20 protein-coding genes are annotated in these 22,745 nt (G+C 71.9%); 10 read left to right on the forward strand and 10 right to left on the reverse strand.

What is annotated here, in order from left to right; translation table 11 throughout:
• Positions 1-167: 167 nt before the first annotated feature.
• From ACZ42X_RS22010 to ACZ42X_RS22030, 5 genes are all read right to left on the reverse strand, one after another.
• On the reverse strand, positions 168-1,172 hold the full coding sequence (locus ACZ42X_RS22010; RefSeq protein ID WP_468292631.1) for a zinc metalloprotease: 1,005 nt from the start codon (positions 1,170-1,172) through the stop codon (positions 168-170).
• 297 nt (positions 1,173-1,469) lie between these two features.
• Entirely contained in the window at positions 1,470-3,137 is a 1,668-nt protein-coding gene (locus tag ACZ42X_RS22015) for an alkaline phosphatase D family protein (RefSeq protein WP_468292634.1), read from the reverse strand.
• A gap of 99 nt (positions 3,138-3,236) precedes the next feature.
• Positions 3,237-4,052, reverse strand: coding sequence for a DsbA family protein (locus tag ACZ42X_RS22020; RefSeq protein ID WP_468292636.1), 816 nt, complete (start codon positions 4,050-4,052; stop codon positions 3,237-3,239).
• Positions 4,053-4,136: 84 nt separating this feature from the next.
• Positions 4,137-4,829 (reverse strand): hypothetical protein, encoded by a 693-nt coding sequence (locus ACZ42X_RS22025; RefSeq protein WP_468292639.1) that lies wholly within the window; start codon positions 4,827-4,829, stop codon positions 4,137-4,139.
• A 75-nt stretch (positions 4,830-4,904) separates the two neighbouring features.
• The gene (locus ACZ42X_RS22030) at positions 4,905-6,230 is read right to left on the reverse strand and encodes a DUF2252 domain-containing protein (RefSeq protein ID WP_468292642.1); all 1,326 of its coding nucleotides are present in this window, start codon (positions 6,228-6,230) and stop codon (positions 4,905-4,907) included.
• A 192-nt stretch (positions 6,231-6,422) separates the two neighbouring features.
• Between ACZ42X_RS22030 and dnaE the strand changes: the two genes are divergently transcribed.
• On the forward strand, positions 6,423-9,962 hold the full coding sequence (gene dnaE, locus ACZ42X_RS22035) for a DNA polymerase III subunit alpha (RefSeq protein WP_468292644.1): 3,540 nt from the start codon (positions 6,423-6,425) through the stop codon (positions 9,960-9,962).
• Between the two features lie 70 nt (positions 9,963-10,032).
• On the opposite strand, the gene ACZ42X_RS22040 is transcribed toward dnaE, so the two are convergent.
• Positions 10,033-10,197: a hypothetical protein gene (locus ACZ42X_RS22040; RefSeq protein ID WP_361414591.1), complete on the reverse strand. Its 165-nt coding sequence runs from the start codon at positions 10,195-10,197 to the stop codon at positions 10,033-10,035.
• A gap of 420 nt (positions 10,198-10,617) precedes the next feature.
• Here ACZ42X_RS22040 and ACZ42X_RS22045 point away from each other — a divergent pair, with 420 nt between their 5' ends.
• The 4 genes from ACZ42X_RS22045 to ACZ42X_RS22060 all read left to right on the forward strand — a co-directional run bounded on the left by ACZ42X_RS22045 (position 10,618) and on the right by ACZ42X_RS22060 (position 14,581).
• The gene (locus ACZ42X_RS22045) at positions 10,618-11,907 is read left to right on the forward strand and encodes an NYN domain-containing protein (protein ID WP_468292647.1); all 1,290 of its coding nucleotides are present in this window, start codon (positions 10,618-10,620) and stop codon (positions 11,905-11,907) included.
• A 38-nt stretch (positions 11,908-11,945) separates the two neighbouring features.
• Positions 11,946-12,917, forward strand: a complete 972-nt coding sequence (locus ACZ42X_RS22050; RefSeq protein WP_361415187.1) for an ABC transporter ATP-binding protein — start codon at positions 11,946-11,948, stop codon at positions 12,915-12,917.
• 130 nt (positions 12,918-13,047) lie between these two features.
• Positions 13,048-13,836, forward strand: coding sequence for an ABC transporter permease (locus tag ACZ42X_RS22055; protein ID WP_468293397.1), 789 nt, complete (start codon positions 13,048-13,050; stop codon positions 13,834-13,836).
• A 34-nt stretch (positions 13,837-13,870) separates the two neighbouring features.
• Entirely contained in the window at positions 13,871-14,581 is a 711-nt protein-coding gene (locus tag ACZ42X_RS22060; protein ID WP_468292650.1) for a DUF2567 domain-containing protein, read from the forward strand.
• Positions 14,582-14,620: 39 nt separating this feature from the next.
• Here the strand turns inward: ACZ42X_RS22060 and ybaK are convergent, their stop codons facing one another.
• The 4 genes from ybaK to ACZ42X_RS22080 all read right to left on the reverse strand — a co-directional run bounded on the left by ybaK (position 14,621) and on the right by ACZ42X_RS22080 (position 18,714).
• The gene (gene ybaK, locus ACZ42X_RS22065) at positions 14,621-15,127 is read right to left on the reverse strand and encodes a Cys-tRNA(Pro) deacylase (protein ID WP_468292652.1); all 507 of its coding nucleotides are present in this window, start codon (positions 15,125-15,127) and stop codon (positions 14,621-14,623) included.
• A 17-nt stretch (positions 15,128-15,144) separates the two neighbouring features.
• On the reverse strand, positions 15,145-15,885 hold the full coding sequence (locus tag ACZ42X_RS22070; RefSeq protein WP_468292655.1) for an LON peptidase substrate-binding domain-containing protein: 741 nt from the start codon (positions 15,883-15,885) through the stop codon (positions 15,145-15,147).
• A gap of 5 nt (positions 15,886-15,890) precedes the next feature.
• The gene (locus tag ACZ42X_RS22075) at positions 15,891-16,934 is read right to left on the reverse strand and encodes a hypothetical protein (RefSeq protein ID WP_468292658.1); all 1,044 of its coding nucleotides are present in this window, start codon (positions 16,932-16,934) and stop codon (positions 15,891-15,893) included.
• A 172-nt stretch (positions 16,935-17,106) separates the two neighbouring features.
• Positions 17,107-18,714, reverse strand: a complete 1,608-nt coding sequence (locus tag ACZ42X_RS22080; protein ID WP_468292661.1) for an oxidoreductase — start codon at positions 18,712-18,714, stop codon at positions 17,107-17,109.
• 159 nt (positions 18,715-18,873) lie between these two features.
• On the opposite strand from ACZ42X_RS22080, the gene hisD reads away from it, so the two are divergent.
• From hisD to hisH, 5 genes are read left to right on the forward strand one after another with little or no spacing between them, the layout of a single operon-like run.
• Positions 18,874-20,196, forward strand: a complete 1,323-nt coding sequence (hisD, locus tag ACZ42X_RS22085; protein WP_468292664.1) for a histidinol dehydrogenase — start codon at positions 18,874-18,876, stop codon at positions 20,194-20,196.
• Entirely contained in the window at positions 20,193-21,323 is a 1,131-nt protein-coding gene (locus tag ACZ42X_RS22090) for a histidinol-phosphate transaminase (protein ID WP_468292667.1), read from the forward strand. Before hisD ends, ACZ42X_RS22090 begins: the two co-directional genes overlap by 4 nt.
• Positions 21,320-21,913 carry an imidazoleglycerol-phosphate dehydratase HisB gene (gene hisB / locus ACZ42X_RS22095; RefSeq protein WP_030492957.1) on the forward strand — a complete coding sequence of 198 codons (594 nt, stop codon included), beginning with the start codon at positions 21,320-21,322 and terminating at the stop codon, positions 21,911-21,913. Before ACZ42X_RS22090 ends, hisB begins: the two co-directional genes overlap by 4 nt.
• Positions 21,910-22,077, forward strand: coding sequence for a hypothetical protein (locus ACZ42X_RS22100; protein ID WP_361414611.1), 168 nt, complete (start codon positions 21,910-21,912; stop codon positions 22,075-22,077). The genes hisB and ACZ42X_RS22100 overlap by 4 nt, the downstream gene beginning before the upstream one ends.
• Complete coding sequence (gene hisH / locus ACZ42X_RS22105) at positions 22,074-22,712, forward strand: imidazole glycerol phosphate synthase subunit HisH (protein ID WP_468292671.1); 639 nt, start codon at positions 22,074-22,076, stop codon at positions 22,710-22,712. The genes ACZ42X_RS22100 and hisH overlap by 4 nt, the downstream gene beginning before the upstream one ends.
• The last annotated feature ends 33 nt before the right edge of the window (positions 22,713-22,745 follow it).

The following is a 22,745-nucleotide window of genomic DNA, read 5'->3' on the forward strand; positions in this document are numbered from 1 at the left end:
GTCGACGTCCTGAACCCCACTCATTTCGTATATTTCTCCGCTCCCCGCTTCGCCCCCTTCTCCCACCTCTCCCCCCCCCCCCCCCCCCCCACTCCCCCCCCCCCCCCCCCCCCCCTCCCCCCCCCCCCCCCCCCCCCCCCCCCACGCGGGAGACGGGCGGCCTCCCGTCAGACGGTGCGGTACGCCGTCCAGTGGTCCTTCATGCGCTGCACCTGGCCCGCCGTGAACTGGTACATGCAGGCGTCGTACGTGTAGTCCATGAAGTTGTGAACCGGGTCAACACCCGTCTTGCTGGCGCAGCTGTCGCGTCCCGTCGGGCACTCGTACGCCGGGCTCTTCTCGGCCGGGGTGTCGGAGACGTAGTCGCCGTTGCCGTTACAGCCGCCCTGGAAGGTGTGGTACAGCCCCATCCAGTGGCCGACCTCGTGGGTACCGGTGTCGCCCTGGTCGTAGTTGGTGGCCGCGCCGCCCGGCAGGGAGGCGTCGAGCACCACGACGCCGTCCATGGTCGGGTTGGACTTGTAGGAGGACGGGAACGTGGCCCAGCCGAGCAGCCCGCCGCCGAGGTTGGCGGTGTAGAAGTTGAGCGCGTTCGCCCCGCCCTTGCGGAGGGCCGACTTCATCGCCTTCTCCTCGGCGGAGCCGGAGCTCAGGTTGTACCAGGCGGCGTTGTCCGTGTAGTCCGTGCCGGCCAGCGTGAACTGGAAGCCGGAGTCGGTGTTGCCGGTGCCCTGGCCGCCGAAGGCGGAGTTGAGGACGGCCATCTGCTGGTTGATGGCCGTCGTGCTGAGCTTGCCGGTGTCGCCGTCGTGGATGACGTGGAAGTACACCGGGATGGTGGTGGCGGTGGCGGTGAGGCCCGCGGCGCCGCTCGCCCGCACGGATTCGAGTCTCTTCTTCAGGTCCGCGTCCATGGCCTTGGCCTTGGCGTCGGTGACCTCGTTGGGCTCGTGGGCGTGGGAGGCGCCCGGGAGCTCGCGGGCGGTGGTGCTCACGCCCGTACCCTCCTCGCACTCCTCGGCCGAGGCCGAGACCCTGTCCGCGGCGGGTGCCTTGGCGGCCAGGGCGCCCGTCGGGGTGGAGAGCGGGAAGAGGGCCAGGGTTCCGGCCATCACCGCCGTACCGAGGGCACGACGGTGCAGACGCGGAGATATTCGGGCAAGAGCACGCATGGTGACTCCTCGCGGGGGGTTGTGGAGAGGGCCTTCCTCGCCACCGCGGGGAGATTACGGGGCCATGTCAGATCTTGATGAGCATCGAACAAGCCCAATCAATCGTTGAGTAAATGAAGACATCGGGGAGAAAAGCTTCGGTCCGTTCCGGGTGTTGAGACACGCACGTAACGAACGCGCCACCGAGAGCGGGTGGTGTGTCCGGATTCGATCTCCCGGAACGCACCACCCGCGACGGCCGTGTGATCTCCTGTTAACACGCGGCAGGTTGGCCGAAAATCGACCATCAAGGTCCGCTCAGCGTACGGGGGTGTACACCCGCTCGACCTTCTGCGTTCCACTCCGCGTCAGGTACGACCGCGTCCACGCCGCCGTGGCGTCCGGTTTCGTACGGTCCGAGAGGACGTAGTAGTCCATCTGCGTGCGCTCGGCGGTCACGTCCAGCACGCCGAATCCGTGGTGGTCCATGTCGACCCACTTCACATGGCGGTTGGCCGCCCGGATCGCCCCGGCGGCGACCACCGACACCGTCCCCGGCGCGACCCGCAGGATGTCGTCCAGGTTGTCCGACGTCACCGAGGTCACCACGAACTCCGTCGCCGCCGACCGCGACAGCGGGTACGTCGCCGCCGTCACCGGCACGTCGTTCGCCCACGCCATGTGGATGTCCCCGGTGAGGAACACGGTGTTGCGGATGGACCGGTCCGTCAGGTGCGCGAGCAGTTCCCTGCGGTCGTCCGTGTACCCGTCCCACTGGTCCACGTTGATCGCGAGACCGCCCTTGGCCAGGCCCAGCAACTCCGCGACGGGCTCCAGCAGATGGGCCGGCAGGGACCCGAAGGCGACCGGCGAGACCATGACGGAGGTGCCGACCAGCCGCCAGGCGGTGTCGGACGCGGCCAGACCCGACTTCAGCCAGTCCAGCTGGGCGCGGCCCGTGATCGTACGGTCCGGGTCGTCGACCTTCCCGCTGCCGTGGGACGCCTGCTGGGAGCGGAACGAGCGCAGGTCGAGCAGGTGCAGATCGGCCAGCTTGCCGAACCGCAGCCGGCGGTAGACCGTGCCCTCCGTGGAGGCGCGGACGGGCATCCACTCGAAGTACGCCTGCTTCGCGGCCGCCACGCGCGCCGCCCAGGCGCCCTCCGTATCCGGCGTGTGGTTCTGGGCGCCGCCCGGCCAGGCGTCGTTGGCGAACTCGTGGTCGTCCCATATCGCGATCAGCGGGTGCGCGGCGTGCAGCGCCTGGAGGTGGGCGTCGCTCTTGTACGTGGCGTGCCGCAGCCGGTAGTCCGCCAGCGTGACGATCTCGTGCCGGGGCTCGTGGGGCCGTACGACCTTCTCCAGGGCCGGGTAGGCGCCGGAGGCGTACTCGTAGATGTAGTCGCCGAGGTGGAGCACGGCGTCCAGGTCGGCGCGGTCCGCGAGATGGCGGTACGCGGCGAAGTGGCCCGCCTCCCAGTTGGCGCAGGAGACCACGCCGAACCTGATGCCCGGCGCGGCGGCGTCGGGGGCCGGGGCGGTGCGGGTGCGGCCCACGGGCGAGACCACGGCACCCGTGGCGAAGCGGAAGTAATAGGCGGTCGCCTGGTGCAGGCCCCTTACGTCGACCTTCACGGTGTGGTCGGTGGCGGCGGTGGCCGTGACCGTGCCCCGGGCGACGACGCCCGTGAAGGCCCGGTCCTCGGCCACCTCCCATCTCACCTCCGTGTCCGGGCCCTTGCCGGACCCTGGGAGGGCGTCCGGGGACGGCGTGACGCGCGTCCACAGCAGGACGCCGTCCGGGAGCGGGTCGCCGGAGGCCACACCGTGGCGGAAGACGGGAGACGCGGTGTCCGCGGCGGCGGACGTGCCGGGCGCCAGCACGGGGGCCGCCACCGCGGTGGCGGCGGCGGCCTTGACGACCGTGCGGCGGCTGGGGGCGGGGACGGAGGTGGGGACGGATGCGGATGTGTGTCGACTGGTCACGGCCGATCAGATTACTGACCGGTAGGGCCAACGGGCGGGTGAACTCCCAGGAGTTCACCCGCCCGTTGGCCGAAAGACGTACCCGAAGGGCCCGCCGGTTCAGCCCTTGAGGGCCTTGTCCACGGCGGTGGTGAACTCGGGCGCCGTCATCGGTGCTCCCTCACCGTCCGCGTCGGTGACCGTCTTGCCGTCCATCTTCAGCGTCGGCGTGCCCCGGACCCCGCTCTTGTCGAAGGCCGCGGACATCTTCATCGCCCACGCGTCGAAGGTGCCGCTCTCCACGTCCTTCTTGAAGGCGGCGTTGTTCTTCAGCGCGGGCACCGTCTCCGCGATCTCCAGGAGGTAGGAGTCGTCGGCGAACTTGTCCTTCGACTCCTCCGGGTGGAACTTCACGGAGTAGAGCGCCGCCTTGTAGTCCAGGAACGCCTCGGGGCTGACGTTCAGGGCCGCGCCCAGCGCCGAGAGGGCGTTCTTGGAGCCCTCGCCCTGGTCGGAGTTGTCGATGAAGGTGGCGCCCACGTACCGGACCTTGTACTTGCCCGCCGCGACGTCCTTCTCGATGGTCTCGCCGACCTGCTGCTCGAAGACGGCGCAGACCGGGCAGCGGGAGTCCTCGTACAGCTCCAGCGTCTTCTTGGCGGTGGCCTTGCCGACGACGACGGTGGTGCCGTCGTCCCCGGTGGTGTTCTTCGGTGCCGTGACGCTCTTGGCGTCCTTCACCGCCTCCCAGTGGGAGGGCTTGTTCGCCTGCACGACGGCGTAACCGATGCCGCCGGCCACCGCCAGGACGGCGACGGCCGAGACGGCGACGGTGACCTGCCGGCGGACCTTCTCCTTCTTCGCCTGGCGCTCGCGCTCCTGGCGCAGCCGCTCGCGGGCCGCCGCCTTGTTGGCCTGGCTGTTGCGTGCACTCATGGTCGTACTTCTCCGTGTGGTGGGGGTGGTTCTCGGGGTGGACTGTTCCGCTCGGTTCCGCTCGGTTCCGCTCGGCCGTTCCGCTCAGGCGGTGAGCGCCGGGCGGAGCGGCGGTCCACGCCGTCCCACGCAGTGCACGAGAAGCCGGTGCCGGGCCGGGACCGGCCGATCCGCGGGCCGCGGGCCCCGCCGTACGCCCTGCCCGCGCGTGCGCACCGCGGCGACCGCGATCAGCAGCGGCCGGAACGCGAACGCGGCCACCGCCCGCACCAGCCCGGCCAGCGCGCTCTCACCGCGCCGCAGCCAGGCCGCGGCGACCAGCCCGACCGAGACGTGCGCGGCGAGCAGCATCCACGGCAGCGCAGGGTCGGGGGAGTGCAGCAGGGCGGCCGCGCCGCCGGCCGGGGCGGCCACGCCGGGCAGCGGGGTCCCCACTCCGCCGCCCCCGCACAGCACGTCGACGCCCACCGAGCGCAGGGCGCCCGCCACGGGCCCGCCGGACGGCCCGTAACAGGCGTGCTGACCGGAGGTGAAGACGGTGTCGGCGGCGAGCTCCAGCGGCACCAGCAGCCCCGCGATGCGCCAGAAGCCGCGCTCGGCCTCGCCCGCGAGCGCGTACGCGACCGCGAGGACCCCGGCGGCGACGGCGGCGACGGTCGGCAGGGGCAGCGGCACCCCGGACAGCAGCACGTGGGAGGCCACGGACAGCGTCACGACGAGTGCCGTGAAGAGCGCCGCCCGCAGCCACCTGAGCCGGGTCCCGGATATGTCTTCCATCGCCGCACGAGTGTGCCACGCCGGACGGTAAGCGGTCCCTAAAGGCAGGGGAGCCGGGCCTTTGCGGCCCGCGACCTAGAGCCCGGGGATCCGGCCGTTGCGGAACAGGTCGACGAAGATCTGGTGGTCGGCGCGCGCCCGGGCGCCGTAGCGGTGCGCGAAGTCCACCAGCAGCTCGCCGAAGCCCTCCTCGTCCGCCGCGATCGCGGCGTCGATGGCCCGCTCCGTGGAGAACGGCACCAGGGAGTGCCCGCTCTCGTCGTCCGCCGCCGCGTGCATGGTCGCCGTCGCCCGCCCCAGGTCCGCGACGGTCGCCGCGATCTCCTCCGGGTCGTCGATGTCCGACCAGTCCAGGTCCACGGCGTACGGCGAGACCTCCGCCACCAGCTGTCCGGCCCCGTCCAGCTCGGTCCAGCCCAGCCACGGGTCGGCGTGCGCCTGGAGCGCCCGCTGCGAGATGACCGTCCGGTGCCCCTCGTGGTGGAAGTACGCGCGGACGGCCGGGTCGGTCACATGGCGCGAGACGGCCGGGGTCTGGGCCTGCTTCATGTAGATCACGACGTCGTTCTCCAGGGCGTCGCTGTTGCCCTCCAGGAGGATGTTGTACGACGGCAGCCCGGCGGAACCTATGCCGATGCCCCGCCGCCCCACCACGTCCTTCACGCGGTACGAGTCCGGCCGGGCCAGGCTCGACTCGGGCAGCGTCTCCAGGTACCCGTCGAACGCCGCCAGCACCTTGTAGCGGGTCGCCGCGTCCAGCTCGATCGTCCCGGCGCCGGAGGAGAAGCGCCGCTCGAACTCACGGATCTCGGTCATGGACGCCAGCAGCCCGAACCGGGTCAGCGAGCGCGCGTCGCGCAGGGCGTCCAGCAGCGGCCCCTCGGCCGTGTCCAGCGTGAAGGGCGGGACGTCCTCGTGGCGGGCGCCGGCCGCCAGGGCGTGGATGCGCTCGCGGTAGGCGGCGGCGTAGATCCGTACCAGTTCGGTGATCTGCCGGTCACCGAGCGCCTTGGTGTAGCCGATCAGCGCCAGGGAGGCGGACAGCCGCTTCAGGTCCCACGTGAACGGGCCGACGTACGCCTCGTCGAAGTCGTTCACGTTGAAGATCAGCCGGCCGTTGGCGTCCATGTACGTGCCGAAGTTCTCGGCGTGCAGGTCACCGTGGATCCACACCCGGCCCGTGCGCTCGTCCAGGTACGGGCCGCCCTCCCGCTCCTGGTCCAGGTCGGCGTAGAAGAGGCAGGCCGTGCCCCGGTAGAAGGCGAAGGCCGAGGCGGCCATCTTCCGGAACTTGACCCGGAAGGCCGCCGGGTCGGCGGCCAGGAGCTCGCCGAAGGCGGTGCCGAAGACGGAGAGGATCTGCTCACCGCGCTCCTCGGCGGTGGGCTGGGGGACCGACATCGCGGGGTGCCTCCTGGTACGGACGTGCGGGCGGGGCGCGCGGGCGCGCCCCTTGGCTTCGTACATGACAAAACGGACAGGTGTTCCGTCCGTCTCAACGCGCGACCGTACTCTCCGGTGCCCCAAGACTGTCAGTGGGCCCACGTAGACTTCCGAGCGTCCCCATCCCCGACTCTCCCGGAGGCCGCAGCCGTGTCGAAGCCGCCGTTCACGCACCTTCACGTGCACACCCAGTACTCCCTGCTGGACGGTGCCGCGCGGCTCAAGGACATGTTCAACGCCTGCAACGAGATGGGCATGACGCACATCGCCATGTCCGATCACGGCAACCTCCACGGGGCGTACGACTTCTTCCACACGGCCCAGAAGGCGGGCGTCACGCCGATCATCGGCATCGAGGCGTACGTCGCCCCGGAGTCCCGGCGCAACAAGCGCAAGGTCCTGTGGGGCCAGCCGCACCAGAAGCGGGACGACGTCTCCGGTTCCGGTGGTTACACCCACAAGACGATCTGGGCGGCGAACAACACCGGCCTGCACAACCTGTTCCGGCTCTCCTCCGACGCGTACAAGGAGGGCTGGCTCCAGAAGTGGCCGCGTATGGACAAGGAGACCATCGCGCAGTGGTCCGAGGGCTTGATCGCCTCCACCGGCTGCCCCTCCGGTGAGCTCCAGACCCGGCTGCGCCTCGGCCAGTTCGACGAGGCCCTGAAGGCCGCCTCCGAGTACCAGGACATCTTCGGCAAGGACCGGTACTTCCTGGAGCTGATGGACCACGGCATCGAAATCGAGCGCCGCGTCCGCGACGGCCTGCTGGAGATCGGCAAGAAGCTCGGCATCCCGCCGCTGGTCACCAACGACTCGCACTACACGTACGCGCACGAGGCCGGCGCCCACGACGCGCTGCTGTGCATCCAGACCGGCAAGAACCTCTCCGACCCGGACCGCTTCAAGTTCGACGGCACCGGCTACTACCTGAAGTCCACGGACGAGATGTACGCCATCGACTCCTCGGACGCCTGGCAGGAGGGGTGCCGCAACACCCTCCTGGTCGCCGAGCAGATCGACACCACCGGCATGTTCGAGAAGCGCGACCTCATGCCGAAGTTCGACATCCCCGAGGGCCACACCGAGGTGACGTGGTTCAAGGAGGAGGTCAAGCGCGGCATGCACCGCCGCTACCCCGAGGGCATCCCCGAGGACCGCCAGCGCCAGGCGGACTACGAGATGGACGTCATCATCCAGATGGGCTTCCCGGGGTACTTCCTCGTCGTCGCCGACTTCATCATGTGGGCCAAGAACCAGGGCATCGCCGTCGGCCCCGGCCGAGGCTCCGCGGCCGGCTCGATCGTGGCGTACGCGCTCGGCATCACCGACCTCGACCCGATCCCGCACGGCCTGATCTTCGAGCGCTTCCTCAACCCCGAGCGCGTCTCCATGCCCGACGTCGACATCGACTTCGACGAGCGTCGGCGCGTCGAGGTGATCAGGTACGTGACCGAGAAGTACGGCGCCGACAAGGTCGCCATGATCGGCACGTACGGCACCATCAAGGCCAAGAACGCCATCAAGGACTCGGCGCGCGTACTCGGCTACCCGTACGCGATGGGCGACCGCATCACCAAGGCCATGCCCGCCGACGTCCTCGGCAAGGGCATCCCGCTCTCGGGCATCACCGACCCCTCCCACCCCCGTTACTCGGAGGCCGGCGAGGTCCGGTCGATGTACGAGAACGAACCGGACGTGAAGAAGGTCATCGACACCGCGCGCGGCGTCGAGGGCCTGGTGCGGCAGATGGGCGTGCACGCCGCCGGCGTGATCATGTCCAGCGAGACCATCACCGACCACGTCCCCGTCTGGGTGAGGCACACCGACGGCGTCACCATCACACAGTGGGACTACCCGAGCTGTGAGTCGCTCGGCCTGCTCAAGATGGACTTCCTGGGCCTGCGCAACCTCACGATCATGGACGACGCCGTCAAGATGGTGAAGGCCAACAAGGGGATCGACATCGATCTCCTGAGCCTCCCGCTCGACGACCCCACGACCTTCGAGCTGCTCCAGCGCGGCGACACCCTCGGCGTCTTCCAGTTCGACGGCGGCCCCATGCGCTCGCTGCTGCGGCTGATGAAGCCCGACAACTTCGAGGACATCTCCGCCGTCTCGGCCCTCTACCGGCCGGGCCCGATGGGCATGAACTCGCACACGAACTACGCCCTGCGCAAGAACGGCCAGCAGGAGATCACCCCGATCCACCCTGAGCTGGAGGAGCCGCTCAAGGAGGTCCTCGGCGTCACCTACGGCCTGATCGTCTACCAGGAGCAGGTGCAGAAGGCCGCCCAGATCATCGCCGGGTACTCCCTCGGCGAGGCCGACATCCTCCGCCGCGTCATGGGCAAGAAGAAGCCCGAGGAGCTGGCGAAGAACTTCACCATCTTCCAGGCCGGCGCCAAGAAGAACGGCTACAGCGACGAGGCCATCCAGGCGCTCTGGGACGTACTGGTCCCCTTCGCCGGCTACGCCTTCAACAAGGCGCACTCCGCCGCGTACGGACTCGTCTCCTACTGGACGGCGTACCTCAAGGCCAACCACCCCGCCGAGTACATGGCGGCGCTGCTCACCTCGGTCAAGGACGACAAGGACAAGTCGGCCGTCTATCTGAACGAGTGCCGCCGCATGGGCATCAAGGTGCTCCCGCCGAACGTCAACGAGTCGGAGGCGAACTTCGCCGCCCAGGGTGACGACGTCATCCTCTTCGGCCTCTCCGCCGTGCGGAACGTCGGTACGAACGTCGTCGAGTCGATCATCAAGTGCCGCAAGTCGAAGGGGAAGTACAGCTCCTTCCCCGACTTCCTCGACAAGGTCGAGGTGGTCGTCTGCAACAAGCGCACCATCGAGTCGCTCATCAAGGCCGGCGCCTTCGACACCATGGGCCACACCCGCAAGAGCTTGGTCGCGCACCACGAGTCGATGATCGACAACGTGGTGGCGGTCAAGCGCAAGGAGGCCGAGGGACAGTTCGACCTCTTCGGCGGCATGGGCGAGGAGGACAGCAGCGAGCCCGGCTTCGGCCTCGACGTGGAGTTCTCCGACATCGAGTGGGAGAAGTCCTACTTGCTCGCCCAGGAGCGCGAGATGCTCGGCCTGTACGTCTCCGACCACCCGCTCTTCGGCATCGAGCACGTGCTGTCCGACAAGGCCGACGCCGCGATCTCCCAGCTCACCGGCGGTGAGCACGCCGACGGTGCGGTCGTCACCATCGGCGGCATCATCTCCGGGCTCCAGCGCAAGATGACCAAGCAGGGCAACGCCTGGGCCATCGCCACCGTCGAGGACCTGGCCGGTTCCATCGAGTGCATGTTCTTCCCGGCGACGTACCAGCTGGTGTCCACCCAGCTGGTCGAGGACACCGTCGTCTTCGTCAAGGGCCGCCTCGACAAGCGCGAGGACGTGCCCCGGCTGGTCGCCATGGAGCTGATGGTCCCCGACCTCTCCTCGGCCGGGACGAACGCACCGGTGGTGCTCACCATCCCCACCGTGAAGGTCACCCCGCCGATGGTCAGCCGCCTCGGTGAGATCCTCACGCACCACAAGGGCAACACCGAGGTGCGCATCAAGCTCCAGGGCCCCCGCTCGACCACCGTGCTCCGCCTCGACCGGCACCGCGTCCAGCCGGACCCGGCGCTCTTCGGCGACCTCAAGGTGCTGCTCGGCCCGTCCTGCCTGGCCGGCTGAACCGTCACCACCCCGCGCGAAGGGGCGCGCCCGTCGTCACGGGTGCGCCCCTTCGGCAGCTCACGCTCGCTCAGTTGTGGCCGAACCGCTTCTTCCGGCCCTTGTGGGCCACGTCGGCCGGGGTGACGGGGGCCATGCGCGGCTCGGCCTCCATCGTGCCGGCGGCCTGCGGAGCACCGCGCTCGGCGGCGGCGGGCTGCTTCTGACTGCGGTCCTGCTTCCGGTTCTTGGCCATGGTGATGCCTCCGTGGGGTGTAGGGGCCAGGGCCGCGTTCAGACTCACACACGCGTAAAAACCGCGCATTTTGGATCATTGCGGACCGTAGTCGGGAGCCCTGCGGGGCGCGTAGGGTGATCCGCCACGCCGGTGATCCAGTTCCGGCCGTTAACCCCCCCGCAGTCGGGCAGACTCGAAGAACTCGAAGAACCCGAAGACCCGGCGTACGCGAAGATCGACGCAACCGGAGATCCCGACGTACCCGGAGACCCGCAGCACTCGCCGTACCAGCAGCACTGGTAGTACCCGCCGTACCCGCAGCACAGGCCGTACCCGCAGCACACGCCGTACCGAAGACCCGAAGACCCGAAGCGCCTGAAGAACCCGCACGACCGAAGAGACCGAAGCAACTTCCGATCCCGAGGTTCCCGAAAGAGGGTGGAACACGTGGACCGCTGCGTCGTCCTGGTGGACGCCGGCTACCTCCTGGGCGCCGCCGCCAGCCTCCTCGCCGGGGAACCGGCCCGCTCCCGGATCACCGTCGACCACGCCGCCCTCATCCAGGGGCTGCGGGAACGCGCCGAGAGCGACACGGCCCAGCCCCTGCTGCGGATCTACTGGTTCGACGGCGCCCCCGACCGCGTCCCCCAGCCGGAGCACCGCCGGCTGCGCGTCATGCCCCGCGTCACCGTCCGGCTCGGCGCCCTGACCCGCAGCGACGGCCGCTGGGCGCAGAAGGGCGTCGATGCCGCGATGCACGCCGAGCTCACCGAGCTCGCCCGCAACCGCGCCTGCTCCGACGTGGTGCTCGTCACCGGCGACGGCGACCTGCTGCCCGGCCTGATGTCGGCGAAGGAGCACGGCGTCGCCGTCCACCTCTGGGCGGTCCAGGCCGCCGACGGTGACTACAACCAGTCCGAGGACCTCGTCGCCGAGGCCGACGAGCGGCGCGTCCTCGACCGCGCGTGGATCACCCGCGCCGTACGGGCCAAGGAGCTGGGCGGCGTGTGCGCCCCGCCCCCGGCACCCCGCCCCGAGATCGCCGCCATCCTCTCCGCGCCGCTCCCCGAGTCGGCCCTGGCCGCCGCCGAGGCCGCGGCCTCCGCGGCCGCCGCCGTACGCAACGGGGCCCCGGCCCCGGCGGCGCCCGCCCCGGCCCCCGCGCCGACCGCCGCTGCCAACGGCTCCGGTGGCCCCTCCGGCTCCGGCACCGGCAGGGCGGTGCCGACCCCGAAGGACCTGGCCGGCCTGCGCGGCCCGGCGGCCCACCCCCAGACGCCCCCGGCCAGCCCCCAGCCCGCCAACGCGACCCTGCGCTGGTCCTCCGACCGGGGCTGGATCGACCGCCCCGGGAGCCAGGTCGGCGAGCCGCCCGAGACCGCGTCGCTGCCCACCCTCGCCCAGCTGACCAGCGCCGAGCAGCGCTGGGCGGACCGCGAGGAGGACATCACCACCGTCGGCGGCGACCCCTTCGAGGTCGGCCAGGTCTTCGCGCGGCGCTGGATGGAGCGGCTCCCCGACCAGGGTCACGTCGGGAAACTGTCCAGCATGTACCCGCGCATCCCGCACCGCATCGACGGGGAACTGCTGCGGTACGCGGCACGGTTCGGGCTGCTGGCCCACAAGGACGACCAGATCGACGAGCACGACCGGTACGCCATCAGGGCCGGCTTCTGGCGCGAGATCGACGTACGGGCGGCCGCCGAACACGCCCCCGTGGGCGAATAGGGCAGCCCGACCCTTTAGGCTCATCCCTCGTGAGTACGGTGTGCGTGGTGCGGGACCTGGTCAAGACGTACCCCGCCGCGCGCGCCCGAAGAGGGGCTCCCGCGACGCCCGAGGTGCGCGCCACCGACGGGATCACCATGGAGGTCCGCAGCGGCGAGATCTTCGGCCTGCTCGGGCCGAACGGCGCCGGCAAGTCCACGCTCGTACGCCAGCTGACCGGACTCATGCGGCCCGACTCCGGCACCGTCGAGGTGCTCGGCCACGACCTCGTACGCCACCCGGAGCGGGCGTCGCGCCTGATCGGCTACCTCGGGCAGGAGTCCACCGCCCTCGACGAGCTGACCGTCGCGCTCGCCGCCGAGACCACCGGGCGGCTGCGCGGCCTCCCGGCGCGTGACGCGCGCAGCGAGCGGGACGCCGTCCTCGCGGAGCTGGGCCTCACCGAACTCGCCGGGCGGCCCCTCAAGCGGCTCTCCGGCGGCCAGCGGCGGCTCGCCTGCTTCGCCACCGCGCTCGTCGGACGGCGGCCCCTGCTCATCCTCGACGAGCCGACCACCGGCATGGACCCGGTCGCGCGGCGCGCCGTGTGGGCGGCCGTCGACCGGCGCCGCGCCGAGCACGGCACCACCGTCGTCCTCGTCACGCACAACGTCATCGAGGCCGAGACCGTACTGGACCGGGTCGCCGTCCTGGAACGCGGCCGGGTCATCGCCTGTGACACCCCCGCCGGACTCAAGGAGCGGGTGGCCGGTGACGTACGGGTGGAGCTGGTGTGGCGCGACCGGGCGCCGCTCGACGTGCCCGAGGTCGCCGCGCTGCGGGCCTCCGCGCAGGAGTCCGGGCGCCGGTGGGTGCTGCGGCTGGCGCCGGACGAGGCGCGGGCGGCGGTCGCGGCGGTGACGGGCGGCGCGGCCTTCGCGGCGCTCGACGACTTCACACTCGCCACGCCGAGCCTGGAAGACGTGTACCTGGCGCTGGGCGGCGAGGCGAAGGGGCTGGTCAAGGCATGAACAGGAGCATCAGGTGAGCATCGTGCCCGCACGGGCCGCCCTGTCGCCGGGATCCCCCGGCGCGGTCGACTCAGCCCCGGTCGCCGACCCCGCGCCGCGTGACCCCGCGCCGGGCGCTCCCGCGCCGGACATGCCCGCGCCGGGCGCGGTCACCTCCGGTGCCGCCGCGCCGCTCGCGCCGCGCGCGCGGCTGCTGCCCGCGCTGGGCGCCGTCTACCGCGCGCAACTGTCCCGCGCCCGGGTGGCGCGCATCCCCCTCCTCTTCGTGGCGACCTTCCAGTCCGTCGGGATCATGGTCCTGATGCGCGGTGTCGTCGACGGCGGCGCCGAGGCGCGAGCCGTGGTCGCCGGGTCGACCGTGCTCGTGGTGGCCTTCGTCGCGCTGAACCTGCTCGCCCAGTACTTCGGGCAGCTGCGGGCGAGCGGCGGACTCGACCACTACGCCACACTGCCGGTGCCGCCCGCCGCGGTGGTGCTCGGGGCGGCCGGGGCGTACGCCTCCTTCACCGTGCCGGGCACCGTCGTCACCGCGGTGGTCGGCTCCGTCCTGTTCCAGCTGCCGCTGACGCACCTGTGGATCCTGGCGGCCGTCGTGCCGCTCGCCGGGGCCGCGCTCGCCGGACTCGGCGCGGCGCTCGGGCTGCTCGCGCCGCGGCAGGAACTCGCCACGCTGCTGGGGCAGCTCGGGATGTCGGCGGCCTTGCTGCTGGGCGTGCTGCCGGCCGCCCGGCTGCCGGAGCCGGTCGGGTGGGCGCGGGACCTGCTGCCGTCCACGTACGGAGTCGAGGCGCTCGCCCGGACGTTCGACACCCGTCCCGACTGGGCGGCGGTCGCGGTGGACCTGGCGGTCTGCGCGGTGGTCGGCGTGCTGTCGCTGACCGCCGCGACGTGGGCGTACCGGCGGGCGGCGGTCCGATGAGGCGGCCCCGGCGGGCGCCTGGCACGATGGCAGGGTGACCGCACCGTTGACGCCACCTACGCCGCCTACGCCTCCCACGCCGCCTCACCAGCCGTCGCCGCAGGACTCCGCCTGGCCGCCGCCGTACCCCTCCGCCGCCACGAAGCGCGCCGAGCGGGCGGAAGGGGCGGACGGCGCGCCGGACATGGCCGCCGAAGCACGGCAGGGCGTCCTGGTGGCGGCCTGCGTGACGCTCGCGGGCGCGGCGCTGGGGCTGCTGTGGCTGTGGCTCGCGCCGCGGATCGGCCTGGTCTCGGACGGCAAGGCGGTGTTCGTCAAGGACACCGAGGGCGAGGGCGCGGTCGGCGCCGACGGGACGTTCACGCTGCTCGGGCTGGGCTTCGGCGCGCTGAGCGCGGCGGCCGTGTTCTGGTTCACGCGCCGGCACGGCGGCATCGCGGTCGTCGCCGGTCTCGCCCTGGGGGGCCTGCTGGGCTCCCTGCTCGGCTGGGGCGTCGGTACGCTCCTGGGCCCCACGCACGACGTGGTGGCGCACGCCCGGGCGGTGGGCCCCGGCGTCACGTTCGACGCGCCGCTGGAGCTCAACGCGCACGGGGCGCTGCTGGCGTGGCCGGTCGCCGCCATGCTCGTCCACCTGGCCCTGGCGGCCCTCTTCATGCCCCGGGACCCGGAGCCGGAGCCGTACCCGATCTCGGAGTGGGACGCCTACGGCCCCACGACCCCGAAGGACGGCGCCACCCCCTGACGCGGGTCGCGCGACGCGGGCCGCGGGACGCCGTACCGCCTACCCGCGGCCGATGGGTGCGAGGACCGCGTCCGTGAGGGCGGCGAGGTCCGAGGGCGCCAGCTCCACCTCCAGGCCGCGGCGGCCCGCCGAGACGCAGATCGTGGCGTGCGCGGAGGCCGAGGCGTCCAGGACCGTACGCAGCCGCTTGCGCTGGCCCAGCGGGGAGATGCCGCCGCGGACGTAGCCCGTGGTGCGTTCGGCCGCCGCGGGGTCGGCCATCGCCGCGCGCTTGCCGCCCACCGCCGCCGCGAGGGCCTTGAGGTCGAGCTGCCCGGCCACGGGCACGACCGCGACGGTCAGCTCCCCGTCCACGTCGGCGACCAGGGTCTTGAAGACGCGCTCCGGCGAGACGCCGAGCGCCTCGGCGGCCTCCTCCCCGTACGAGGGGGACGCCGGGTCGTGGTCGTACGCGTGCACCGTGAAGGGCGTGCCCGCGGCGGTGAGCGCCACCGTCGCCGGGGTCCCGCCCGCCCCCTTCTCCTGCTTCTTCGCCTTCTTCGCCACCTGCGGTGCTCCTCGCGTCAGTTGGGGCTCGTCGGAGTGCGGGTGAGGTCCACCGCCGGCAGCGACGGCAGATGGCGCAGGACCGCCGTCTCCGCGCGCAGCAGGCGCAGCTCCTCCCGCAGCCGCGTCGCCGTGTCGGGCGCCTGGAGCAGCCGCTGCTTCGCGGGGGTGTCCAGCACGGCCGCCGCGGCGACCAGGTACGAGACGACCGACGGCTCGTCGGGCAGCTCCACGCCCGTCGCCAGCGACCGCTCGCGCGCCCCGGCGAGCCGCTTCTGGTACGCGCGGAAGGCGCGCAGCACGCCCTCGGCGAGCGCCCCCGCCCCCTCGCCGCGCACCTCGTCCAGCTCCTCCAGCTCGGCCGTGAGGAACGGCCCGCTCGCGTCGACCGACAGCAGCTTCACGCGCTTCGTACCGGTCGCGAGCACTTCGAAGCTGCCGTCCTCCCGCTCCCGGATCGTCGCCGCGTCCGCGACGCAGCCGACCCGGTGGAAGGCCTGGATCGGGTCCGCGCCGAAACCGGCCGCGGGCCCCTTCTCCGGCAGCGCGGTCTGGTCGGGCAGGCCGGGCGCGGTCGGCGCGACCTCGCGCCCGTCGCGGATGGCGACGACGGCGAAGCGGCGCGGTTCGTCCTCGTCGGTCTTCAGCAGCTCGCGCATCATGGCGCGATAACGCTCCTCGAAGACGTTGAGCGGCAGCACGAGGCCGGGGAACAGCACCGCGTTCAGCGGGAAGAGAGGCAGGCGAGCGGTGGTCACAGCGGCTAAGCGTAATGGCCGCCCGTACGGCCACGACCGGCCCGTCCGCGCAACGGGACGGCCGCGCGTCCGGCGCGGGCCACTTCGAGCCGCACACCGGCGCGCGCGTCGAGGAACCGGCCCAGCGGATCCTCCCCGGCCGAGGCCCACGGAAACGACGTCGCATGCGGTCCGATGAGCCGGAACTGCTCCAGCGCCGCCGCCCACCGCGCCCGCCCGACCAGCACGTTGGCCAGCACGTTGCGCACCTCGGCCGGCCACGGGTCGCCCGCCCCGTACCGTCCGGACAGCTCGATGGCCAGGTCCGCCGCCGCGTCGATCCGGTCCGCCTGTACGGAGTCGACGCCGCCGGCCGTCAGCTGCGTGAGCGCCGCCCGCACCGGCAGTGCCCTTATCAGCGAACCGGGCAGCGCGTCGGCCGCGGCCTGCTCGGCGAAGTGGAAGCACTCGCGGTGCGCGCCGCGCCGCTGGACCGACAGGTAGGTGAGCGCGGCGACATGGCAGCCGTAGTGGTGCGCGGAGCGCCGCACGGCCTGCTCCCACAGGGACTCGAACGCCGTGTGCGTGGCGTGGGTGCCGCGCGCGTGGTCCAGCGCCAGGCGCCAGGGCACCGGGTCGCGCGGAGCCGCGTCGGCCGCCGCGCCGATCAGGGGCTCCAGCTCGCGCAGCCGCTCGGCGCGTGCCGGCGACGCCCATGCCCTGCGGATCTCCAGCTCGGCGTGGACCAGCAGCGCGTCCGGGTCACGCGGGGCGAGCGCCAGCCAGCGGGCCAGCCACTCGTCGCGGCTGCGCGCGAACGCGGCCAGTCGCACCACGTACCGGTCGCGGCTCTCCCACTCGGCCGCCTCGCGGGTGGCCGCCAGCAGTGCGGCGGCCGGGGCGTGGTCCCCCAGCGCGGCGGCGACCAGCGCCGGGCCGAGCCGCTCGTCCGGCGCGTCGAGCAGCACCGCGTGGTCCGGCGGAAGCCCGTCCGCGGGTTGCGGGCCGCCGCGCCGTCCCGCACGGGCGGTGCTGAGCAGAGCACGGAGCAATGACATGGTGCGGACCATTGAAAAACGCAGGTGGGGACCGCGCCAGTGGCCTGCTGTGAAGCTTTCGTAGCGGCGGAATGGTTGCACCCCCGAATGTCAAGAGACCGTAAAGAAAGCGGTGTCCCGGCGGCGCTTCGGGGCGCGTCCGCCGCACGCCGGTACGGAAGGCGGCCATCCGTTCAGCTCGGCCTCAGCTCCGCCGCAGCAGCCGTGAGGCACCCGCCGCCACCGTCGTGGCCAGGACCCACCCCAGGAGGATCAGCACGGCCGAGGCCCACTGCCATATGCCCTCCAGGCGCCAGTACCCGTCCTGCCCCAGGTTGATCACCGGCAGCAGCAGGTCGAGCGCGTACAGCGGGGCGTTCCACTCGGGGTGCTCGTCCCCCTTTATCGCGGCGGGGTCGCACCGCGCGAAGGCCAGCGCCCCCGCCGCCCACAGCACCGCCATCCACAGCGCCGCCCGGCCCGGCCGGTAGCCGTACGCCACCGTCCAGTCCTGGAGGTACCCCCAGAGCTTCGCGGCCAGCGGCAGCGTCTCGCGCCGCCTGCGCTGCTTGGCCAGCAGCACCTCGCGCGCGTCCGCGTCCTCCCCGCTGTTGCGCAGCACCGCCGCGAGCCGTTCGTACGGCTCCGGCGCGTACTCGGGGGTCGCCGCCGCCACCCACTCCAGGCGCCGGGCGAGCGGGAAGTGCCCGTACGGCACGAGGTTCTCGTACACGAAACCGCCCATCGCCAGCCCGCCCGGCCCCGGCCAGCTGGTGGACAGGTCGATCAGCGTGACGACCTTCGCGCCGTTCAGCACGACCCGGCCCTCCTCCGGGCGTTCGCCGTTGAACCGCAGCTCCGGGGTGACGATCCGGCGCAGCGACAGCTCCTCCTTCCGCTCCGACGACAGCAGGAAGCGCGCGTGGTGGAAGTCGACCGCGTCACCGAAACGCCCGTCGTCCAGCCGCACCCCGCCCCGGCACTCGAAGGGCTGTATCCGGGCCCCGCGCATCGGCGTGTTGAAGTTGGCGAGCCCGCCCGGCGGTGTCGTCCCCGCCACGTTCCCCGAGTCGCTCACCCATGCGTACGTCATGTAGAGCGTGCGCTCCACGCTCAGCTGCGGCGCGTTGAGCGCCCGCCGGCCCTCCGCGCCGCGCAGCCGGCTGCCCCGCAGGTTCAGCGACACGCCGATCTTCGCGCCGCGCAGCGACAGCTCGCCGTACGTCTCGATGAGCTCCGCCTGGAGGTCCTGCGCGACCGACATGCCGTCCGCGACGATCGCCCGCCCGTTCCGGTCGGGCCGGACATGGATCTGGTTGATGAGCAGGTCCGTGCCGATCTGGGCGTCCGTGAGCCGGATGCCGCGCTCCACCCGGCAGCGCGGCAGATGCAGATCGCCCTCCGTGTGCAGCCGGGCCGCCTCCAGTCGCGGTATCGCGCACCCGACCATGCGCAGCGTGCCGAACCGGCACTCCGGCAGCACCACTTCGTTCTCGAACCGGCAGCCGTGCAGCTCCACGTACGGGGAGACCGTGCCGCCCGCCAGGTCCAGCGTCCCGGTGATCTGCACCCCGCGCAGCTTCAGCGCCGACACCCGCCCCGGCAGCGCCGGCGGCCCGTCGAGGAGCAGCAGCGCGACCACCCGGGCGCGTACGCTGCGCTCGGGCGGCCAGGAGCGCGGCGAGAACGGATCGTCCAGCACCGCGTTGCCCACGCTCAGGTCGTAGGTCGCGCCGATCCGGAACGCCTGCCACATGCCCAGCTCGCTCGGGCTGAGGTCGCCCGGTACGTCGTCGTCGTGCGGCTCGGTCACTGCCGCCCCCTCCGCTTCCCCTGTTCGTACGGTTGTTCTTCCCTCTGTGTGACGGACCGAACGCTAACGGTCAGGTGTGACGACAAGGCGCCACTGCGGCGTGTATCAGCCAGTGATACGGACGTCCGGCCGTGCGACGCCGTCTGAGAGAATTGACCTGTGATCTCACGAATCGATCTGCGTGGCGACGCCCTCCCGACGGGCGGCGCCCTGCGCGACCTGCTGCCCCGTGCCGAGTTCGACGTGGAAGCCGCCCTGGAGAAGGTGCGGCCGATCTGCGAGGCCGTGCATCATCGCGGGGACGCGGCGCTGATCGACTACGCGGAGAAGTTCGACGGTGTGGTCCTCGACCAGGTCCGCGTCCCGGCGGCCGCGCTCACGCGCGCGCTGGAGGAGCTGGACCCGGCCGTCCGCGCCGGTCTGGAGGAGTCGATCCGGCGCGCCCGTATCGTCCACCGCGAGCAGCGCCGTACCCCGCACACCACCCAGGTCGTGCCCGGCGGCACCGTGACCGAGAAGTGGGTTCCGGTCGAGCGCGTCGGGCTGTACGCGCCGGGCGGCCGCTCCGTCTACCCCTCGTCCGTGATCATGAACGCCGTACCGGCGCAGGAGGCGGGCGTCGAGTCCATCGCCCTCGCCTCGCCGCCGCAGCGCGAGCACGGCGGCCTGCCGCACCCGACGATCCTCGCCGCCTGCGCCCTCCTCGGCGTCGACGAGGTGTACGCCGTGGGCGGCGCCCAGGCCGTCGCCATGTTCGCGTACGGCACCGAGTCCTGCGCCCCCGCCAACATGGTCACCGGCCCCGGCAACATCTGGGTCGCCGCCGCCAAGCGGTACTTCACCGGCCGGATCGGCATCGACACCGAGGCCGGCCCGACCGAGATCGCCGTCCTCGCCGACGGCACCGCCGACCCGGCGCACATCGCCGCCGACCTGATCAGCCAGGCCGAGCACGACCCGCTTGCCGCCGCCGTCCTCGTCACCGACTCCGTCGACCTCGCCGAGGCCGTCGAGAAGGAGCTGGAGCCGCAGGTCGCGGCCACCCGGCACGTCGAGGACCGGATCCTGCCCGCCCTGCGCGGCCGGCAGTCCGCGATCGTGCTCGTCGACGGCCTGGAGGAGGGCCTGCGCGTGGTCGACGCGTACGGCGCCGAGCACCTGGAGATCCAGACCGCCGACGCCGCCGCCGTCGCGGACCGCGTCCGCAACGCGGGCGCGATCTTCGTCGGGCCCTGGGCGCCGGTCTCCCTCGGCGACTACTGCGCGGGCTCCAACCACGTCCTGCCCACCGGCGGCTGCGCCTGCCACTCCTCGGGCCTGTCCGTCCAGTCCTTCCTGCGCGGCATCCACATCGTGGACTACACGCGCGACGCGCTCGCCGAGGTCGCCCACCACGTGGTGACGCTCGCCGAGGCGGAGGACCTGCCCGCGCACGGCGCGGCCATCAAGGCCCGCTTCGGCTGGAAGGTGCCGCAGCAGTGACCGCCCCCGACACCGTCGGCATCGACGACCTGCCCATCCGCGACGAGCTGCGCGGCAAGTCCCCGTACGGCGCGCCTCAGCTCGACGTGCCCGTACGCCTCAACACCAACGAGAACCCGTACCCGCTGCCCGAGCCGCTCGTCGAGCGCATCGCCGAGCGCGTCCGGGAGGCGGCCCGTACGCTCAACCGCTACCCCGACCGGGACGCCGTCGAGCTCCGTACGGCCCTCGCCGCCTATCTCACGCGTACCACCGGATACGACGTGGGCCTCGACAACGTCTGGGCCGCCAACGGCTCCAACGAGGTCATCCAGCAGCTGCTGCAGACCTTCGGCGGACCGGGCCGACTCGCGATCGGCTTCGAGCCCTCGTACTCCATGCACGGCCTGATCTCACGCGGGACCGGGACGGGCTGGATCTCCGGGCCGCGCACCGACGACTTCCGCGTGGACGTGGACGCGGCCAGGGCCGCCATCGCCCGGCACCGCCCCGACGTCGTCTTCGTCACCTCGCCCAACAACCCCACGGGCACCGCCGTCGAGGCCGAGACCGTACTGGCGCTGTACGAGGCCGCGCAGGCCGCCAAGCCGTCGCTGGTCGTCGTCGACGAGGCGTACGTGGAGTTCAGCCACCGCCCCTCGCTGCTGCCGCTGATCGAGGGCCGGCCCAACCTGGTGGTCTCCCGGACCATGTCCAAGGCGTTCGGCGCCGCCGGACTGCGCCTGGGCTACCTGGCCGCGCACCCGGCCGTGGTCGACGCCGTCCAGCTCGTACGCCTGCCGTACCACCTGTCGGCCGTCACCCAGGCCACCGCGCTCGCCGCCCTGGAGCACACCGATACGCTGCTGGGGTACGTCGAGCAGCTCAAGGCCGAGCGCGACCGGATCGTCGCCGAGCTGCGCGCCATCGGGTACGAGGTGACCGAGTCCGACGCCAACTTCGTCCAGTTCGGACGCTTCACCGGCGAGGGCGGCGCCCATGCCGTCTGGCAGCGGATCCTCGACCAGGGCGTCCTGGTCCGTGACAACGGCGTACCGGGGTGGCTGCGGGTCACCGCCGGCACCCCCGAAGAGAACGACGCGTTCCTGGATGCGGTTCGCGCACTGAAGAAGGAGCAGAGTTCATGAGCCGCGTAGGACGGGTCGAGCGCACCACCAAGGAGACGTCCGTCGTCGTCGAGATAGACCTCGACGGCACCGGAAAGGTCGACGTGTCGACCGGCGTCGGCTTCTACGACCACATGCTCGACCAGCTCGGCCGCCACGGTCTGTTCGACCTCACCGTCAAGACCGACGGCGACCTGCACATCGACTCGCACCACACCATCGAGGACACCGCCCTCGCGCTGGGCGCCGCCTTCAAGCAGGCGCTCGGCGACAAGGTCGGCATCTACCGCTTCGGCAACTGCACCGTGCCGCTCGACGAGTCCCTCGCCCAGGTGACGGTCGACCTCTCCGGCCGCCCCTACCTGGTGCACACGGAGCCGGAGAACATGGCGCCGATGATCGGCTCGTACGACACGACCATGACCCGGCACATCCTGGAGTCCTTCGTCGCACAGGCGCAGATCGCGCTCCACGTCCACGTGCCGTACGGGCGCAACGCCCACCACATCGTGGAGTGCCAGTTCAAGGCCCTCGCCCGCGCCCTGCGCTACGCCTCCGAGCGCGACCCGCGCGCGGCCGGGATCCTGCCCTCCACGAAGGGCGCGCTGTGACGGGTCTCTCGACCATCCTCATCGTCGTCGGCCTCTTCCTGGCCGGCGGCGTGTACTCCTTCACCAAGCAGGAGATGCCCAAGGGACTCATCGTCCTGCTGGCCATCGCGTCGGTGATGTGCCTGGTCGCCGGCGTCATGCGGATTCAGGGGATCTGGGAATGACTTCCAAGAAGGTCGTGGTCTTCGACTACGGGTTCGGCAACGTCCGCTCCGCCGAGCGGGCCCTCGCCCGCGTCGGCGCCGACGTCGAGATCACCCGCGACTACGACGAGGCCATGAACGCCGACGGGCTGCTCGTCCCCGGCGTGGGCGCCTTCTCCGCCTGCATGACGGGGCTCAAGGAGGCCCGCGGCCACTGGATCGTGGAGCGCCGGCTCTCCGGCGGCCGCCCCGTGATGGGCATCTGCGTCGGCATGCAGATCCTCTTCGCGCGCGGCATCGAGCACGGCGTGGAGACCGAGGGCCTCGACGAGTGGCCCGGCACGGTCGGACCGCTCCAGGCCCCGATCGTGCCCCACATGGGCTGGAACACCGTCGAGTCGCCCGGGGACAGCGAGCTCTTCGCCGGCCTCGACGCCGACGCCCGGTTCTACTTCGTGCACTCCTACGCCGTGCACGACTGGGACCTGGAGATCACGAACCCCGCCATGCGCGCGCCGAAGGTCACCTGGTCCACGCACGGCGAGCGGTTCGTGGCGGCCGTCGAGAACGGCGCGCTGTGGGCGACGCAGTTCCACCCGGAGAAGTCCGGCGACGCCGGCGCCCAGCTGCTGACCAACTGGCTCCACACCTTCTGACCCACCTTCCGACCCCCTCCAAGGATCTAGGAC

It is taken from the genome of Streptomyces sp. NPDC030862, assembly GCF_055571835.1.

Bases quoted from the DNA above. Each gene is read 5' to 3' on its own strand.
- ACZ42X_RS22010 (WP_468292631.1), bottom strand. From the start codon at position 1,172: ATGCGTGCTCTTGCCCGAATATCTCCGCGTCTGCACCGTCGTGCCCTC.
- ACZ42X_RS22020 (WP_468292636.1), bottom strand. From the start codon at position 4,052: ATGAGTGCACGCAACAGCCAGGCCAACAAGGCGGCGGCCCGCGAGCGG.
- ACZ42X_RS22025 (WP_468292639.1), bottom strand. From the start codon at position 4,829: ATGGAAGACATATCCGGGACCCGGCTCAGGTGGCTGCGGGCGGCGCTC.
- ACZ42X_RS22030 (WP_468292642.1), bottom strand. From the start codon at position 6,230: ATGTCGGTCCCCCAGCCCACCGCCGAGGAGCGCGGTGAGCAGATCCTC.
- ACZ42X_RS22040 (WP_361414591.1), bottom strand. From the start codon at position 10,197: ATGGCCAAGAACCGGAAGCAGGACCGCAGTCAGAAGCAGCCCGCCGCC.
- ACZ42X_RS22055 (WP_468293397.1), top strand. From the start codon at position 13,048: ATGCCCGCGCCGGGCGCGGTCACCTCCGGTGCCGCCGCGCCGCTCGCG.
- ACZ42X_RS22075 (WP_468292658.1), bottom strand. From the start codon at position 16,934: ATGGTCCGCACCATGTCATTGCTCCGTGCTCTGCTCAGCACCGCCCGT.
- hisB (WP_030492957.1), top strand. From the start codon at position 21,320: ATGAGCCGCGTAGGACGGGTCGAGCGCACCACCAAGGAGACGTCCGTC.
- hisH (WP_468292671.1), top strand. From the start codon at position 22,074: ATGACTTCCAAGAAGGTCGTGGTCTTCGACTACGGGTTCGGCAACGTC.